A 15,584-nucleotide genomic window follows, 5' to 3' on the forward strand; every position below is an offset into this window, starting at 1 on the left:
GGGTTACAGGCGGTTCTTCTTGGGCGCACGAGTGCCGTCGTGCGGGATCGGGGTCACGTCCTCGATGCGACCGATCTCGATCCCGGCGCGGGCGAGCGCGCGGATGGTCGGCTGCGCGCCCGGCCCGGGGGACTTCTGGGCGTTTCCACCGGGACCGCGGATGCGGACGTGGACGCCCTCGATACCCTGCGCCTTGAGCTGCTCGGCGACGCCCTCGGCCATCTGCATGGCCGCGTACGGCGACGCCTCGTCTCGGTTCTGCTTCACCACGGCGCCGCCCGAGGACTTGATCAGCGTCTCGGCCCCGGTGATGTCGGTCACCGTGATGAGGGTGTTGTTGAACGACGCGAACACGTTCGCGATCGCCCAGCGACTCTCGGTGTTCTCGGATTCGCTCATTTACTGACCCTCCGCGCGTTCGGGGTGGAGTTCGTCGGCGAGCGGGGAGATCTCGTCGAAGTCGACGAGGTCCTCCTCGACCGTCTCGACCTTGTACGACGGGCGCGTGACGCGGGCGTCCCCGACGACCACGTGGCCGTGGAGGATGAACTGCCGCGCCTGCTTCGTCGAGTTACCGACGCCGTTGCGGTACGCGACCGTCTGGAGCCGGCGTTCGAGCACGTCGGTCACGTCGAGCGACAGGACGTCGGTGATGGCGTCCGTGTCGTCGAGGATCCCGAGGCGCTGGAGTCGCGCGACGAAGTCGGCGCCGGCCTCGTTGGCGGCCTCGACGTCGCCCTGCGACTCGCCGATGAGGCTCCGCGCCTCGCGGCGGTAGCGACGCAGCTCCGACTGCGCTCGCCACAGCTCCTCCTTGTTCTTCAGGCCGTAGCGGGAGAGCAGGTCCGACTCCTCGTCGATCCGCTCGCCCTGGTACGGGTGGTTCGGCGTCTCGTATCGCTTGGTGGAGGTCCCGGTGCTCATTCGCCTTCATCCTCCGCGGCCGCTTCCTCCTCGGCCTGTTCTTCGCGGATCTCCTCGACGTTGACTCCGATGGTGCCCTCGGTCCGGCCCGTGGACTTGGTCCGCTGTCCGCGGACCTTCTGCCCGCGCTTGTGGCGGACGCCCTTGTAGGAGTCGATCATCTTCATCCGGTTGATGTCGTGGCGGCGCTTCTCGTTGAGGTCAGAGCCCACGATGTGGTCGGTCTCGCCGGTGAAGAAGTCCTTCTGCCGGTTGACCATCCACTCGGGCACGTGCTCCGAGAAGTTCTGGACGACGTCGACGACGGCGTCGATGTCGTCCTGATCGAGTCGGCCGAACGTGGCGGTTCGGTCCACGCCGGCCTCCTCGGCCACCAGGCGCGCCGTGCGCTGGCCGATGCCTTTCATGTCGCTGAGGCTGCGCTCGACGGACTTCGTCCCGTCCAGGTCCGTCTGACCGATCCGGACGAAGTACTGGAGGTCCTCGTCGTCCTCCTCCGCGTCGGGCGCGTTCTCTGGTTCTTCTGCACTCATGTCTTGGGTGTGTGGTCAGCGTTGCGGCGGGGATTCGAACCCCGGAGGCTTGCGCCACTGAGTTAGCAACCCAGCGCCTTGGGCCAGGCTTGGCTACCGCAACACCGTGTGCTGTGTTATCGTCGCCTCGCGAGCCGCCGCGGCTCCGGACTCGGGACCCGATGCCCCTACAGTGTCTGCGTTCGGTGTAACTCGGAGCCCGCACTTAAGCATCACGAAACCCCCGGTCGCCGTGCGAGGGCGTCACGACCGTGTGAACGACCGGCACGGGCCGGTCCGGTCGGCCCCGGCGACGCCCGGACGGGTCAGTTCGTCTCGGCGAACTCGAAGCGCGCCCCGCCCGACTCGGCGTCGGTCAGCGAGACCGTCCAGCCGTGCGCCTCGGCGATGGTCCGGACGATGTTCAGCCCGAAGCCGGTGCCGTCATCGCGTGTGGAGAACCCGTGGTCGAACGCCTCCTCGCGGTGCTCCGGCGGGACCCCCGGGCCGTCGTCGGCGACGGCGAACCCTCCGGGGATCGACTCCACGACGACGTGGACGTCCCCGCCGCCGTGTTCGACCGCGTTGCGAAAGAGGTTCTCCAGGAGTTGGAGCAGCCGGCTCTCGTCGGCCGTGACGGTGGGCGCCCCCGACGCGTCGAGGGTCGCCTCGCCGGTGTCGACCGTGGCCCACGCTTCCCGCGCGGCCGCCGTCAGGTCGACCGGTTCCGGGTCCTCGACGGCGGTCCCCGTCTGCGCCATCGTCAGCACGTCGGAGACGATCCGTTCCATCCGTTCGTGGGCGTTCCGCGCCTTCACTAGGTGCTCGCTGTCGCACTCCTCGGCGGCCAACTCCGTCTGGCCCTTCGCGATCGCCAGCGGGTTGCGGAGGTCGTGGCTCACGATCGCCGCGAACTCCTCCAGCCGGTCGTTCTGCCGGCGCAGGTTCTCCTCGACGACCTGCCGCTCCAGCGCCGCCGACACCCACTCGGCCATCAGCTCGACGGTCGTCACCTCCCACTCCCTGAACGGCTCCTCGCGCGCGTCGCGGTCGTAGAAGCAGAAGGTCCCGTACACCGATCCGTTCACCCGGACCGGCACGCCGAGGTAACAGGAGATCCCCCAGTCTGTGTAGCCCGCGCGTTCGGCCAGGTCCGGCTCCTCGCCCACGTCGCTGAGCGCGAGCGACTCCTCGGTGACGACGACCCGCTCACAGTTGGTCGTCGACAGGTCGACCTCGTCGCCGGCGACGACGCTGTCGTCGGGGGCGTGGACGACCTCGAAGACGTACCGGTCGTCGCGGATCCGCGAGAGGGTCCCGTACTCGGTGCCCAGCATCTCGGCGCCGATCCGCAGGAGCCGCGACACCCGGTCCTCGAAGGAGAGGTCGGCGTCGGCGATGGTCGCGGTGACCCCGCGCAGCACTTCACCCCGTGCCCGCAGGTCCTCGCGTCTGACCCGCTGCTCGGTGACGTCGCGGAAGAACACCGAGAGTCCGGACTCGGAGGGGTACGCCCGGATCTCGAACCACGTATCGAGCGGCTCGTAGTACTCCTCGAACTCCGTCGGCTCCTGGCTCTCCATCGCCTCGTGGTACCGGTCGTAGATCTCGGTTCCGACCGCCTCCGGCACCACCTCCCAGACGTTCCGACCGACGATCTCCTCCGTCGAGAGATCCACGCCCGCCGCCTCGGAGACGATCCGACGGGCCCGCTCGTTGAGGTACGTCGTGTTCCACTCGTCGTCGTACGCGTGGAACCCGTCGGTCATCCGGTCGAGGAGAGCGGGGTCGATCACCTCCTCCGTGCCCCATCCGCCCGGTGTCACATCCGGTTCGGTTCGCTCCCCGGAATCTCCCATCACTGTATGGCGTCGGTCTACGGACTAAAGGTGTTCGCTGTCGGGTGCCGCCAACGTCCACCGCCCGCGACGGCACCGTCAGTTATCGGGCCAGCGCTCGATGTACACCGTCTCGTCGGTGTAGAAGCGCACCGCGTCGTCGCCCTGGGCGTGGAGGTCGCCGAAGAACGAGTCCTTGTCGCCGCCGAAGTGGAAGAACGCCATCGCGGCGGCGGTGCCGACGTTGACGCCGACGTTGCCGGCGTCGATCTCCAGGCGGAACCGCCGCGCCTCGCCGCCGTCGCTGGTGAACAGCGACGCGGCGTTGCCGAACTGCGAGCGGTTCACCAGCGAGAGGGCGTCGTCGAAGTCCTCCGCGCGGATCAGCGCCAGCACCGGGCCGAAGATCTCCTCGCGGGCGATCGTCGCGTCGGGGTCCACGTCGCCGAAGACGGTCGCCCCGAGGTGATACCCCGACTCGGGCACGTCCTGCTCGCGACCGTCGAGCAGCACCTCCGCGCCCTCCTCGACGCCGGTCTCGACGTACTCCAGCACGGACTCGCGATGCGGGCCGGACACGAGCGGACCCATGTCGGTCCCCTCCTCCAGGCCGGGACCGATCTCCATCGACTCGGCCTCCTCGACCAGTCGCTCGGCGAACTCGTCGTACACCTCGTCCTCCACAACAGCGACGGGATTTGCGAGACAGCGCTGGCCGGCGTTGGCGAACGCGGACGAACAGGTCTGCTCGGCCGCGAACTGCAGGTCCGCGTTCGCGCTCACGACGACGTGGTTCTTCGCGCCGCCCTGCGCCTGCACGCGCTTGCCGGCGCCGGCTGCCGTCTCGTAGACGTGCTTCGCGATCGGCGTCGACCCCACGAACGAGACCGCCTCGATCCCGTCGTGGGTGATGAGGCGGTTCACCGTGTCGGGGCCGCCGTGGACGACGTTGACGACGCCGTCGGGGAAGCCCGCCTCGTCGACGAGGCTGGCGATCCGATTCGCCGTGAACGGGTCGCGCTCGCTCGGCTTGAGGACGAACGTGTTGCCCGTCGCGACCGCGTACGGCAGGAACCACAGCGGGATCATCGCGGGGAAGTTGAACGGCGTCACCGCCACCACGGTGCCGAGCGGCTGTCGGACGGCCGTCTCGTCGATGTCCGGCGCCGCGTGCGGGAGGTGGCCCGCCTGCATCATGGTCGGGATGCCGCAGGCGACCTCGACGTTCTCGATCCCCCGCCGTATCTCGCCCATCGCCTCCGCCTTCGTCTTGCCGTGCTCGGTGACGAGCACCTCCGCGAGCGACTCCTGGTGCTCCTCGAGGAGCGCCTTCAGTCGGAACAGCGGCTGGATCCGCTCCTCGACGGCCGTCGTCGACCACTCCTCGAACGCCTCGTTCGCCAGCGCGACCGCCTCGTCCTCGTCGTCGGCCGACGAGAACGCGACCGATCCGACCCGCTCGCCGGTCGCGGGGTTTTCAACGTCCAACGACTCGCCGCCGGTCGCCTCGCGCCACTCGCCGCCGACGTAGTTGTGAGCCACTTCGCCGTCCCCGATAGGGCCTACCATGACGATCGATCACGCACCTCGCGGGAAAGAGCTACCGTTGCCGGTAGTGTTGTGCGGGATCTCGGTCGGGGGACGGGAACCGAACAGGGCGGGGACTGATTCGCCAGTTACGGGTGCGCGTAAAAGGCGAGGTACTCGCCGGCGTCGGCCTCCTCGGCGTCCCCCGGGGCGGCGTCGAACCGGGCGAAGCCCACGCGCTCGAACTGCACCAGGTCGTCCACGTCGTAGTCCGCGTAGCCGGGCTCGGCGTAGCCGACCACGTCGCCGTCCATCGTTCGGAGTCGCACGCGGACGTGCTCGTCGTCGCCGGCGCCGACCCAGTGGACCACCGGGACGCCCTCCTCGCGCACGAGGTCGATGTCGGTGCCGACCCACGCGAGTTCGTCGCCGTCGCGGCGCAGACAGCCGAGCCCCTTGAGCCAGACGCGCTCGCCGTCGACCGGCACGTCCTCGGACTCAAGCAGCACGCCCTCGCTCGCGGGCACGTCGCGGTCGCCGCGGTCCTCGTGGTTGGGGTGCAACGGCGGGTGGCCCGCGTCGGGCACGTCGCCGGCGAGCGCCAGCTCCTCGACGGCGCCCGCGGGGAGCCGGTCGCGGTCGGTCGCGTCGGAGGCGTCGCCGTCGCGGACGAGGAACCGGCGGTCGGTGTCGTCGTCGATCAGGTCGCGGTTGTTCGCGTAGATGCTCGACATCGCCAGGTCGACGTTGCTCGTGGAGACGCCCAGCTCGACCATCGCGTCGACGATGGCCTGCCCCCGGATGCCGCGGCGCTTCACCGACGCCAGCGTCGGCGCGCGCGGGTCGTCCCAGCCGGTCAACTCGCCGGCGTCGACCTTCTCCTTGATCGTCGAGGTGGACATCGGCACGTCGTAGGCGTCGATCTGGACGTGCCCCCAGTGGACGACCTCGGGGTACTCCCAGTCGAAGTAGTCGTAGACGAACCGCTGGCGCTTGGCGGAGTCCTGGAGGTCGATGCCGCGGATGATGTGCGTGACGCCCGTGAGGTGGTCGTCGATCCCCGACTGGAAGTCGAGCATCGGCCACGCGCGGTAGTCGGCCGCCTCCTCGCGCGGGTGGGGCGTGTCGACCATGCGGAAGGCGACGAAGTCGCGCAGCGCGGGGTTCTTGTGGTGGATGTCGGTCTTCACGCGGAGGACCATCTCGCCGTCCGAGTACTCGCCGTCGACCATCGCCTCGAACTCCTCGCGCACCGTCTCGACGGACTTGTCGCGGTGCTCACAGGCCTCGGCGTCGGCCTTCAGGCTCCGGAAGTGCTCGGCCGGGCACGAACAGGTGTATGCGCCGCCCTTCTCGATGAGTTCGCGCGCGTGGTCGTAGTACGTCTCGACGCGGTCGCTCGCCTTCAGCACCTCGTCGGGCTCGAAGCCGAGGTAGCCGATGGCGTCGAGGATCTGGTCGTAGGCGTCGAGATCCGGACGTTTTGTCTCGGGGTCGGTGTCGTCGAAGCGGCAGAGCATCCAGCCGTCGTAGATCTCCTTGTACGTCCCGATGACCGCGGGCATGCGCGCGGACCCGAGGTGCCACGGGCCGTTGGGGTTCGGCGCGAGGCGCATCCGGATCTCGTCGTACTCGTCGGCGTTCGGGAGGTCCGGGAGCACCTGGTCGTCCTCCTCGTCCTCGGCTTCCAGCTCCTCGACCAGTTCGGGCGCGAGTTCGAGCAGTCGCTCGCGGCGCTCGTCGTCGCTCATCCCCGAGACCTCAGCGACCACCGGCGCGACGACGCCGGGCACCTCGTCGCCGTGGGGTCGGAAGTCGGGGTTCTCCCCCATCAGCGGGCCCATGATGGCGCCCACCTCCGGGTCGGAGCCGTGCTTCAGGGCGTTGTAGAGCGCGTGTGTCTCCGCCTCGGCGCGCACGCGCTCCTCGAGATCGTCGTCCATTACGCCGGCGTTCTCCCCGCGCGCCCAAAACCGGTCCGGATCGGACCCGGATCCGGGTCCGAACCGCGACTCGCGTGCCCCGGGCTCGGGAGCGGTGAGAAACGGGTCGCGCCGGCGGGCCACCCCACCATGGGTCCGTTCCCGTCGACGCGACCGAGTGGTGTGCGTCGTGGCACACGCGGGTAGGGGCGTTCGAAGCCAGGGGACTCGCCGATATATGGGCGTCGACCGTTCACGTCGTTTCACGCCGGCGTCGACGTGCGAGCGACCGGTAGTCAACGCGTACCGCCGCCGCCCACACCGGGTTTCATGTGCTCGCGAGTGGACTCCCGGCCATGCCAGTCTACTACGAGGACGTCGAGGTCGGCGATGTCGAGACGCACGGCGACTACGAGGTGACCCGCGAGGAGGTGCTGTCGTTCGCCGAGCGGTACGACCCGCAGTGGTTCCACACCGACCCCGACCGGGCGGCCGAGGAGTCGCCCTACGGCGGCCTCATCGCCTCCGGGTGGCACACCGCCGCGATGACGATGCGCCTGCTCGTGGAGGGGACGCTCGCCGAGGCCGCGACCGTCGGCGCGAAGGGCGTCGACGAGCTCCGGTGGCCGACGCCGGTGCGGCCGGGCGACACCCTCCGGATCGAGAACGAGGTGCTGGAGAAGGTGCCAGAACGCCCGGAACGGGGGGTGATCCGGGCGCGAACGCGGACGTACAACGGGGACGACGAGGCCGTGTTCTCGATGATCGGGAACGTGATGTACCTCCGGCGAGGCGACGACTAGGCCGCGATTACCGCCGGATGGGGCCCGATGGGTCGGACGACTCGTCGTCGTCGGGGGCGACCTCAGCGCGCCCGCGGTTCGTCGTCGCGCTCGCGGTCGCCGTGGTCGGCGTGCTCCATGAGGTCGGTCGCCCGCCGGAACACGCCCGTCAGCGTCGTCACCTCCTTGCTCGTCGGGTGCGCGCGGCCGACGAGCCGGCGGATCAGCCGCTCGCTGCGCTCGCGCTTGTGGTCGCGCGACTCGGCCTCGTCGAGGAACGCGCCGAACTGTTCGTAGAAGCGTTCGATCTCCGGCTCGGCGGCGCGCTCGTGTTCCACGTCCGGAAGCTGGTACTCGTCGAGGAACAGCGAACGGAGCTCGTACAGCGTCACCGTCGCCGCCTGCCCGAGGTTCATCACCGGGTAGTCGGGGTTGGCGGGGACGGAGATGACCTCGTCCAGTCGCGCCAACTCCTCGTTGTTCAGCCCGGTCCCCTCGCGACCGAACACCAGCGCCGTGTCCGTGTCGACGGTCGAAAGCGACTCGCGGAGCTCGGTGGGCGTCTTGAACGGGAACCGGACGTGTCTGCGGGCGTCCTCGCCGGTGATCGCGGTGGTGCCGACGGTGTGATAGTCCTCGACGATCTCGTCGAGGGTCACCGTGTCCGCGTTCGGGAGCACGTCCTCGCGGGCGTGGCCCGCGAAGCCGTACGCCTCGCTGTCGCGATCGATCTCCGGCGGGTCGACCAGCTTCAGGTCGGCGAGGCCGAAGTTCTTCATCGCCCGCGCGATGGTGCCGACGTTGCCCGGCGTCTCCGGCTCGACCACGACGACGACGAACTCGCGGTCGGCATGCGCCGAGTCTCCGGCGGTGGCCACGGTCGCGTCGTCGCCGTCGGCGGCGCCCGTGTCGTCGCTCATGTCGGGTACTCCCGATCGAGATCGAGGTCGAAATCGTCCTCGGCGTCGGCATCGTCGTCATCCTCGTTCCCCTCCTCGCCCTCGTCGAAATCCGGGCGCTCGTCCGCGAGGAGGTCGTCGTCCTCGTACAGGTCCTCCGGGTCGCGCAGGTCCGGCAGCTCCTCGGGGGCCTCCTCCACGTGCTCCATGCCGCCGTAGCCGTCGGGGGCGCGACCGCCGTCGTCGAACCACTCGTGGAACGCGTCGCGGAACGTCTCCTCGCCGGCGATCGAGGAGCCGCCGCGCTCGCGGAACCAGTAGAGGAAGTCCGCCTCGTGTTCGTCACACAGCAGCACCTCGTCGAGCGGCTCGCCGTAGACGATGCTCGCGACCCTGCACTGCCGTTTGTTCTCCTCGCCGTGGATCAGATAGCAGGCGTCGCAGGGCTTGTTCATCACGACCTGAAGCCGCACGAGCCGGTGGCGGGGCTCCTTCGGGATCTCCTCCAGCGGCCTCCAGCCGCCGGCGTCGGTGAAGACGTCGTCCTCGTCGAAGCGCCAGCCGCGCAGGCCGATGCTCACCTTACCCATTTGCCCCGTCTTGCCGCGCGCAGGGGATAAGCGGCGCGCTCTCGGGGCCGGCGACGAGCGACGCGCTCGCGGCGCCGGCGGGCGGCGACGCTCGGTCCCATCGGACGCCGCCGGCTCCGCGATCACAACACCGAAGCGCGACCCGCCCCTGCAACGGTTCATGCGAACTGTCGACGCCGCCGGCCTCCCGATCGGCGACGATCACCCGCCGCGGATCATGGGCGTGTTGAACGTCTCGAAGGAGTCCCCCTACGACCCCAGCGTGTACGACGACGCCGGCGAGGCCGCCCGCTACGTCGACGAGGAGCTGATCGACGAGGGCGCCGACATCGTCGACGTGGGTCTCGAATCCGCGAACAAGCGGTTCGAGGTGCTGTCGGCCGAGGAGGAGCTGGAGCGACTCGACACCGCGATCGAGACGATCGAGAGCGTCTCCGGCGACGCCGTCTTCTCCATCGAGACCCGATACCACGAGGTCGCCGACGAGGCCCTCGCGCGCGGCTTCGACATGGTGAACGACATCTGCGGCTTCGGCGATCCGGAGATGCCCCGCGTGTGCGAGGAACACGACGCCGCGGTGGCGAAGATGGCGTCGCCGCCGGACCTGGAGCGACCGGGCGCCGTCGAGGAGGTGGACGACATCTACGAGGCGCTGTCGCTGAACGGCTTCACCGACAAGACCATCGTCGACCCGGCGTTCGGCGGCTGGTCCGAGGAGAAGACCCTGGCGGACGACCGCGAGACGTTCCGCCGCCTCCGGGAGTTCCGCGGCTACGGTCGCCCGATCCTGGTGTCGATCAACCGGAAGAACTTCCTCCGGAGCGTCGCCGACCGCGACACCGAGGAGGCGCTGCCCGTCTCGCTGGCGGCGACCTCGATGGCCGTCGAGCGCGGCGCCCACATCGTCCGCACGCACGACGTGGCCGAGACCCGGGACGCCGCGCTCATCGGGAAGGAGTTCGCCCGCGATCGCGTCCGGACCCGGGGCGAGGTATCCGTCGAGGAGCTCGACGTGGCGACGACCGGCGACGCCCGCCGGCACGTGGACCGGTTCGGCGGCGACCCCGCAGTCGCCGACGACGCCGTGGCACGGGTGTACGAGTTCGAGGGGCTCGACTCCGAAGAGATCGGCTCGTTGCGCGCCGCTACCGCCGGTTCGTCGGCGGTTCTCGTCGCCGACGGGACGGGATCGTCGGCCCTGCTGATCGGCACCGTCGCCGAAACTGTGGCGGCCGCACAGGCCGCGAGCGGGGCTACGGAGGCGTTGGACGCCGCGCTGTCGTGCGTCGCGCGTCCGACAGAGTAAGAAAACTTATACCCGATCGGTCGATAGCAGACGATGGAAGCCGGAAGGGCACCGCGGGTAGGGGTACTCTGGTGCGCTTTCGGCCCGATCCCGTATTACTGCGAGCCGTCACGCCGGTAGTCACCACCATGGAGTTCACCGACTGGGAGCCGATCTACGCGGCGATCCTCGCCGACTTCGGGTTCGACCGCGCCGCCGACGAGGCGGTCAGGGACCGCGCCGCAGCGTTCGCCGAGCCGTTCGACCTCGACCGGCTGGACTGTTCGGGCGCGACCGTCGCCGTCGCCGGCGCGGGGCCGTCGCTGGAGGCGGAGGCCGACCTCGCTCGCGACGCTGATCTGGTGTTCGCGGCCTCGACCGCCACGGACCGCCTCGTCGCCGAGGGCGTCGCGGTCGACGCGATGGTGACGGACCTGGACAAGAACCCCGGGACCGGACTCGCGCGGACCGAGCGCGGCGCCGCCGTCGTCGCCCACGCCCACGGCGACAACGGCGATCTGGTCGAGGAGTGGCTCCCCCGCTACGACGCCGCGCACACGCTCGTCACGACGCAGGCGGCGCCGGTCGACGCCGTCGCCAACTACGGCGGCTTCACCGACGGTGATCGCGCGGCGTTCCTCGCCGACCACTGCGGCGCCGAGCGGCTCGTCTTCCCCGGCTGGGATCTCGACGACCCCGAGGTAGACGGCATGAAGGCACGCAAACTGGACTGGGCCGAACGCCTGCTCCACCTTCTGGAGCGCCGCCGCGGCGAGCGCTTCGCCGTCCTCGACGGCCGGCGCGACGGGATCGATCCGCTGTGACTGTTCCACATCGCTTGTCCACCTCGGTTCCGCTCGCCCGCTAAAGGATATTTTAGCTGATACTTATTCGCCGCGGGCGACACGGGACGGTATGGACGACACGGACACCGGCGCGGCGTCGCTCGGGACGACCATCGTCGGGATAGTCGCGCACGGGGACACGAACCGCGAGGGAGAGCCGACGAACGATACCGCCGATGCCGACGGCGGCGACCGCGACGAGCACGCCGGCGACAGCGGCGACCACGGTGATCGCGGCAACGCGGTTGTACTCGCCTCTGATCGTCGCGCGAGCCTCGGGCGGATGGTATCGAGCAAGGACGCCCGGAAGGTCCACCCCATCGGCGACGCGGCGGCGCTGGCGTTCACCGGCTCGGTCTCGGGGGCGCAGGCGCTCGTCGCCGACCTGGACGCCGAGCGCCGGCTCTACGAACTCCGCCGGGGAACCGAGATGTCGACCACGGCGCTCGCGGGCTACGCCGCCACCGCGATGCGCAAGCAGCGGTACGGCGTCCAGCACCTCCTCGGCGGCGTCGACGGCGACGGGGCCCACCTCTACACCTTCGACGGGGGCGGGTCGGTCCTCGAACAGCCCTACGCCGCCGACGGGTCCGGGGGGCAGTTCGCCTACGGGACTCTGGAGGACGGCTACCGGGAGGGGGTCGGCGTCGCCGACGCGGAGACGCTGGCCGCGCGCGCCGTCGCCGCCGCCAGCGAGCGCGACACCGCCTCTGGAAACGGGCTCCACCTGGTGACGATCACCGATGACGGGGTCGAGGAGGCCGTCTACGACGACCCGGCGGCGGTCGCCGCCTGATCGTCGGCGTCGTCTCCCTCCGGGCCGCCCTCCGTCGACCGCTCGGTCGGTCCCGTTCCCCCTCGGTCGTCGTCCGCCGCGGTCACGCGTTCGGTCTCGACCACGGTCGGCCCGTCGCCCACGAGGAGCCGGAGCGTCTCCCCGTCGCCGGCGACGGAGACGCGGACGGCCGGCGGATCGGTCGACAGCACGCCCTCGGCCCACTCCGACCCGAGGTTCCAGATCGGCCGCTCGCGCACGTCGATCCCGTGGTCGTCGCAGAAGGCGACCACCGCCGGGTGCTCCGCGAGCGCGACCGACACCGGAACCCGGACGCGGAAGTCGCAGTCGGCGCACGCGCCGGCGACGACCGGACGCGCCGGCGCGTCCTCGGTCCCGTCTCCCGCCTCGGCGGCGTCCGGAAGCTCCGCCGGTTCGACGAACGCGATCTTCCCCTCGGCGCGGCCCGCGCAGTCAGGACAGACGCCGTCGGCGAGCTGCCGGAGGCGCGCGCGGTGGTAGGCGTCGAACGCCGGGAGCACCTCGTCGGTGTCGCGGTCGCGGACGCCGCCCGGCGGGAACGGGAGCGCGAGGAGTTCGGTCGCGCAGTCGGTGCAGGCGACGGCGACGTGGTTGTCGGCGATCCGCGCCTCCAACGCCGACGCGCCGCACACCGGGCAGTCGCCGGCGACCGGCTCGGGGTCGCGGTCCACGCGTTCGGTGTAGACGCCGGCGTCGAGCGCGCGGGCGGCCTGCCGGCCGGCGAACGTCGGCCGGTAGCGCCCGTCGTCGTCGGTTCTCACGTACCGGTCCGTCAGCTGTCGCAGGTGGTAGGCGAACCCCGCCGACGGGCCGTCGGGGTCGTCGGCGACGCGCTCGAACAGCTCGGTGAACCCGAGGGGACGGTCGGCGGACGCGAGCGTCCGGACCGTCCGGAGGCGCGTCTCGTCGGCCAGGGCGGCGAAGGCGTCGTCGGGCGCGACAGCGGACGCCCCCGCGTCGTCGACCTCGTCGGGGCTCGCGGCGTCCGCGTCGCTCGCGGGGTCGTCCGCGTCGTTGGCGGCGACGCCCCCGTCGGCTTCGGGACCGGGCGACGCGTCGTGACCGTCGTTCATACCCCGCAGGATCACCGGCGGGGACAAGAAGCTGTCCCGGCCGGCGGACCGGCGCGCGGACGCATCGGCGCGGCGGCGTGTCGCCTCGCCGTCGCCCCCTGCGCTTACTACCGTCGCGCCCGTGTCCGGTCTCATGCGACTGTTCTGGCACCGGCGGGATCTGCGCGTCGCCGACAACCGCGGCCTCGCCGCCGCGGCCGACGCGACCGGGAACGACGGGGCGGTCGTGCCAGTGTTCGTCTTCGACGACGACGTGCTGGCTCACGGTGCGCCGCCCCGCGTCCGGTTCATGCTCGACGCGCTCGCGGCGCTTCGGGACGACTACCGCGAGCGCGGCTCGGACCTGGTCGTCGCCCGCGGCGACCCGGCCGAGGTGCTCCCGGAGCTGGCCGACGAGTTCGGCGCCGAGGCGGTCGTCTGGAACGAGGACTACTCCGGGCTGGCCCGCGAGCGCGACGCCCGCGTCCGGGTGGCGCTGGATGCCGCCGGCGTCGCTCGCGAGACCCACCACGACGCGGTGCACCACGAGCCGGGCACGATCACGACCAACCAGGGCGACCCCTACGCCGTGTTCACCTATTTCTGGAAGAAGTGGCGCGACCGCGAGAAGGCAGACCCGTTCGACGTCCCCGCCGGCGACGACCTCGTCGACGCCGACGCCGCCGATCTCGTCAATGTCGACGCCGTCGCCGGCGACGCTCTCCCGAGTATCACGGATCTCGGGTTCGTGGAACCGGACGCCGACGTGCAGGCCGCCGGCACCGACGCCGCCCGCGACCGGCTCGCCGCGTTCTGCGAGGACGCCGTCTACCGCTACGGCGAGGACCGCGACTACCCGGCGAGGGAGGCGACCTCCCGGCTCTCGACGGATCTCAAGTGGGGCACGATCGGCGTCCGCGAGGTGTACGCCGCGACCGAGGAGGCGAACGCCGAGGCGGCGGCGATGGCCGACGACACCGTGGACGACGACGGGGAGGGCCCCGTCGCGTCCGTCGAGGAGTTCCAGTCCCAGCTCGCGTGGCGGGAGTTCTACACGCAGGTGCTGTGGGCGAACCCCGAGGTGGTGACACAGAACTACAAGGACTACGAACGCCCGATCGAGTGGCGCAACGATGACACGGCGATGGAGCACCTGGCGGCGTGGAAGGAGGGGAGAACCGGCTATCCGATCGTCGACGCGGGGATGCGCCAACTGACCGAGGAGGCGTACATGCACAACCGCGTTCGGATGATCGTCGCGTCGTTCCTCACGAAGGACCTGCTGCTCGACTGGCGCCACGGCTACGAGCACTTCAAGCGGCACCTCGCTGACCACGACACCGCCAACGACAACGGCGGCTGGCAGTGGGCCGCCTCGACCGGGACCGACGCCCAGCCGTACTTCCGCATCTTCAACCCCATGACGCAGGGCGAGCGCTACGACCCCGACGCCGAGTACGTCGCGGAGTACGTCCCCGAACTCGCGTCCGTCTCCCCCGACAACGTTCACTCCTGGCACGAGCTGTCGGTGGGTCGCCGCCGACAGCTCGCCCCGGAGTATCCCGACCCGATCGTCGACCACTCCGAGATGCGCGAGCGGGCGCTCTCGATGTTCAAGCGCGCCCGCGGCGAGGAAGAGGGGGATGAGGAAGGGGAGGAGGCGAGCGCCGACTGACCCCGACGGCCCGTCGGATCACACGCCGATCTCGCTCACGCCGAGGATCGCCCCGCAGGCGGCACACTCCCAGACCGTCGCGTCTCCGGTGAACCGGGCGTCGGTCTCGCTCTCGACGACCTCGCGGACGTCCGTGTCGCAGTGGGGACAGTGACCCATGCGCCCTTCGAGCGGCCGGCCGCACATGAACCTGATCGCCGCGCCGTCGCTCCTCGTGACGGCACGGCTCACGGTACGACTATGCCGCCGGAGTCCCTCCACGGAGTATGGACATCGCCGTGCTGCTGTACGAGGGATTCGACGAGTTGGACGCGGTCGGCCCGTTCGAGGTGTTCCGCAACGCCGAGGCCGCCGGCGCCGACTTCCACACGGAACTCGTCGCGCTCGACGGTCCCGGAACGGTCACCGCGAGCCACGGGATGCGCGTCGAGGCCGAGGGCGACCTCCCCGATCCGGGCGACCTCGACCTGCTCGTCGTCCCCGGCGGCGGCTGGAACGACCGCAGCGAGGCCGGCGCGTGGGCGGAGTACGAGCGCGGCGCGATCCCGGAGGTCGTCGCCGCCCACCACGACGCCGGCGCGACCGTCGCGTCCGTCTGCACCGGCGGGATGTTGCTCTCGAAGGCGGGCCTGTTCGACGGTCGTCCCGCGGTCACTCACGCCTCAGCCCTCGAGGACCTCCGCGACACCGACGCCGACGTCCGCGAGGAGCGCGTCGTCGACGACGGGGACGTGCTCTCGGCGGGCGGCGTCACCTCGGGGATCGACTTGGCGCTCCACATCGTCGAACGCGAGGCGGGCGCCGAGATCGCCGAGTCGGTGGCGACGACGATGGAGTACACCCGCCAGCACGACGCCTACGAGCCGGGCGCGATCGCGCGATCGGAGTGACGCGCCGGACGGAACGTCTCTTTTCG

Annotated in this window: 16 protein-coding genes and 1 tRNA gene; 6 read left to right on the plus strand and 11 right to left on the minus strand. The window is 70.6% G+C overall.

The window, feature by feature from the left end:
• Window positions 1–3: 3 nt before the first annotated feature.
• The 7 genes from K6T36_RS02435 to K6T36_RS02465 form a co-directional block, all read right to left on the minus strand.
• Entirely contained in the window at window positions 4–399 is a 396-nt protein-coding gene (locus K6T36_RS02435) for a 30S ribosomal protein S11 (protein ID WP_159668264.1), read from the minus strand.
• Window positions 400–924 (minus strand): 30S ribosomal protein S4, encoded by a 525-nt coding sequence (locus K6T36_RS02440; RefSeq protein ID WP_222922438.1) that lies wholly within the window; start codon window positions 922–924, stop codon window positions 400–402. It lies immediately after the preceding gene.
• Window positions 921–1,457 carry a 30S ribosomal protein S13 gene (locus K6T36_RS02445; RefSeq protein ID WP_222922439.1) on the minus strand — a complete coding sequence of 179 codons (537 nt, stop codon included), beginning with the start codon at window positions 1,455–1,457 and terminating at the stop codon, window positions 921–923. Before K6T36_RS02445 ends, K6T36_RS02440 begins: the two co-directional genes overlap by 4 nt.
• 19 nt (window positions 1,458–1,476) lie before the next feature.
• Window positions 1,477–1,560: transfer RNA gene (locus tag K6T36_RS02450), tRNA-Ser, on the minus strand.
• 202 nt (window positions 1,561–1,762) lie between these two features.
• A complete protein-coding gene (locus K6T36_RS02455) occupies window positions 1,763–3,295 on the minus strand; it encodes a sensor histidine kinase (protein ID WP_222922440.1) in 1,533 nt (510 codons plus the stop codon).
• Window positions 3,296–3,373: 78 nt separating this feature from the next.
• Window positions 3,374–4,843: a CoA-acylating methylmalonate-semialdehyde dehydrogenase gene (locus K6T36_RS02460; RefSeq protein WP_222922441.1), complete on the minus strand. Its 1,470-nt coding sequence runs from the start codon at window positions 4,841–4,843 to the stop codon at window positions 3,374–3,376.
• A 107-nt stretch (window positions 4,844–4,950) separates the two neighbouring features.
• Window positions 4,951–6,744 carry a glutamate--tRNA ligase gene (locus tag K6T36_RS02465; protein WP_222922442.1) on the minus strand — a complete coding sequence of 598 codons (1,794 nt, stop codon included), beginning with the start codon at window positions 6,742–6,744 and terminating at the stop codon, window positions 4,951–4,953.
• Between the two features lie 335 nt (window positions 6,745–7,079).
• Between K6T36_RS02465 and K6T36_RS02470 the strand changes: the two genes are divergently transcribed.
• Window positions 7,080–7,526 (plus strand): MaoC family dehydratase, encoded by a 447-nt coding sequence (locus tag K6T36_RS02470; protein WP_222922443.1) that lies wholly within the window; start codon window positions 7,080–7,082, stop codon window positions 7,524–7,526.
• 62 nt (window positions 7,527–7,588) lie between these two features.
• Here K6T36_RS02470 and K6T36_RS02475 read toward each other — a convergent pair whose 3' ends face one another.
• Together K6T36_RS02475 and K6T36_RS02480 are read right to left on the minus strand one after the other, a co-directional pair.
• Window positions 7,589–8,425, minus strand: a complete 837-nt coding sequence (locus tag K6T36_RS02475; protein ID WP_222922444.1) for an RNA methyltransferase — start codon at window positions 8,423–8,425, stop codon at window positions 7,589–7,591.
• The gene (locus K6T36_RS02480) at window positions 8,422–8,994 is read right to left on the minus strand and encodes a DUF8114 family protein (RefSeq protein WP_222922445.1); all 573 of its coding nucleotides are present in this window, start codon (window positions 8,992–8,994) and stop codon (window positions 8,422–8,424) included. Before K6T36_RS02480 ends, K6T36_RS02475 begins: the two co-directional genes overlap by 4 nt.
• 160 nt (window positions 8,995–9,154) lie before the next feature.
• Here K6T36_RS02480 and folP point away from each other — a divergent pair, with 160 nt between their 5' ends.
• The 3 genes from folP to K6T36_RS02495 all read left to right on the plus strand — a co-directional run bounded on the left by folP (window position 9,155) and on the right by K6T36_RS02495 (window position 11,920).
• Window positions 9,155–10,300 (plus strand): dihydropteroate synthase, encoded by a 1,146-nt coding sequence (folP, locus tag K6T36_RS02485; protein ID WP_222922446.1) that lies wholly within the window; start codon window positions 9,155–9,157, stop codon window positions 10,298–10,300.
• A 128-nt stretch (window positions 10,301–10,428) separates the two neighbouring features.
• Entirely contained in the window at window positions 10,429–11,103 is a 675-nt protein-coding gene (locus tag K6T36_RS02490; protein ID WP_222922447.1) for a 6-hydroxymethylpterin diphosphokinase MptE-like protein, read from the plus strand.
• A 91-nt stretch (window positions 11,104–11,194) separates the two neighbouring features.
• Window positions 11,195–11,920 carry an Ntn hydrolase family protein gene (locus tag K6T36_RS02495; protein ID WP_222922448.1) on the plus strand — a complete coding sequence of 242 codons (726 nt, stop codon included), beginning with the start codon at window positions 11,195–11,197 and terminating at the stop codon, window positions 11,918–11,920.
• Here K6T36_RS02495 and K6T36_RS02500 read toward each other — a convergent pair.
• Window positions 11,890–13,014 (minus strand): DUF7351 domain-containing protein, encoded by a 1,125-nt coding sequence (locus K6T36_RS02500; protein ID WP_222922449.1) that lies wholly within the window; start codon window positions 13,012–13,014, stop codon window positions 11,890–11,892. The genes K6T36_RS02495 and K6T36_RS02500 overlap by 31 nt on opposite strands.
• A 133-nt stretch (window positions 13,015–13,147) precedes the next feature.
• Between K6T36_RS02500 and K6T36_RS02505 the strand changes: the two genes are divergently transcribed.
• A complete protein-coding gene (locus K6T36_RS02505; RefSeq protein ID WP_222922450.1) occupies window positions 13,148–14,668 on the plus strand; it encodes a cryptochrome/photolyase family protein in 1,521 nt (506 codons plus the stop codon).
• A gap of 18 nt (window positions 14,669–14,686) precedes the next feature.
• Here K6T36_RS02505 and K6T36_RS02510 read toward each other — a convergent pair whose 3' ends face one another.
• Window positions 14,687–14,827: a hypothetical protein gene (locus tag K6T36_RS02510; RefSeq protein ID WP_222922451.1), complete on the minus strand. Its 141-nt coding sequence runs from the start codon at window positions 14,825–14,827 to the stop codon at window positions 14,687–14,689.
• Between the two features lie 107 nt (window positions 14,828–14,934).
• Between K6T36_RS02510 and K6T36_RS02515 the strand changes: the two genes are divergently transcribed.
• Complete coding sequence (locus tag K6T36_RS02515) at window positions 14,935–15,558, plus strand: DJ-1/PfpI family protein (RefSeq protein ID WP_222922452.1); 624 nt, start codon at window positions 14,935–14,937, stop codon at window positions 15,556–15,558.
• Window positions 15,559–15,584: the final 26 nt, after the last annotated feature.

This window comes from Halobaculum roseum (assembly GCF_019880245.1).
Classification (GTDB): Archaea; Halobacteriota; Halobacteria; order Halobacteriales; family Haloferacaceae; genus Halobaculum; species Halobaculum roseum.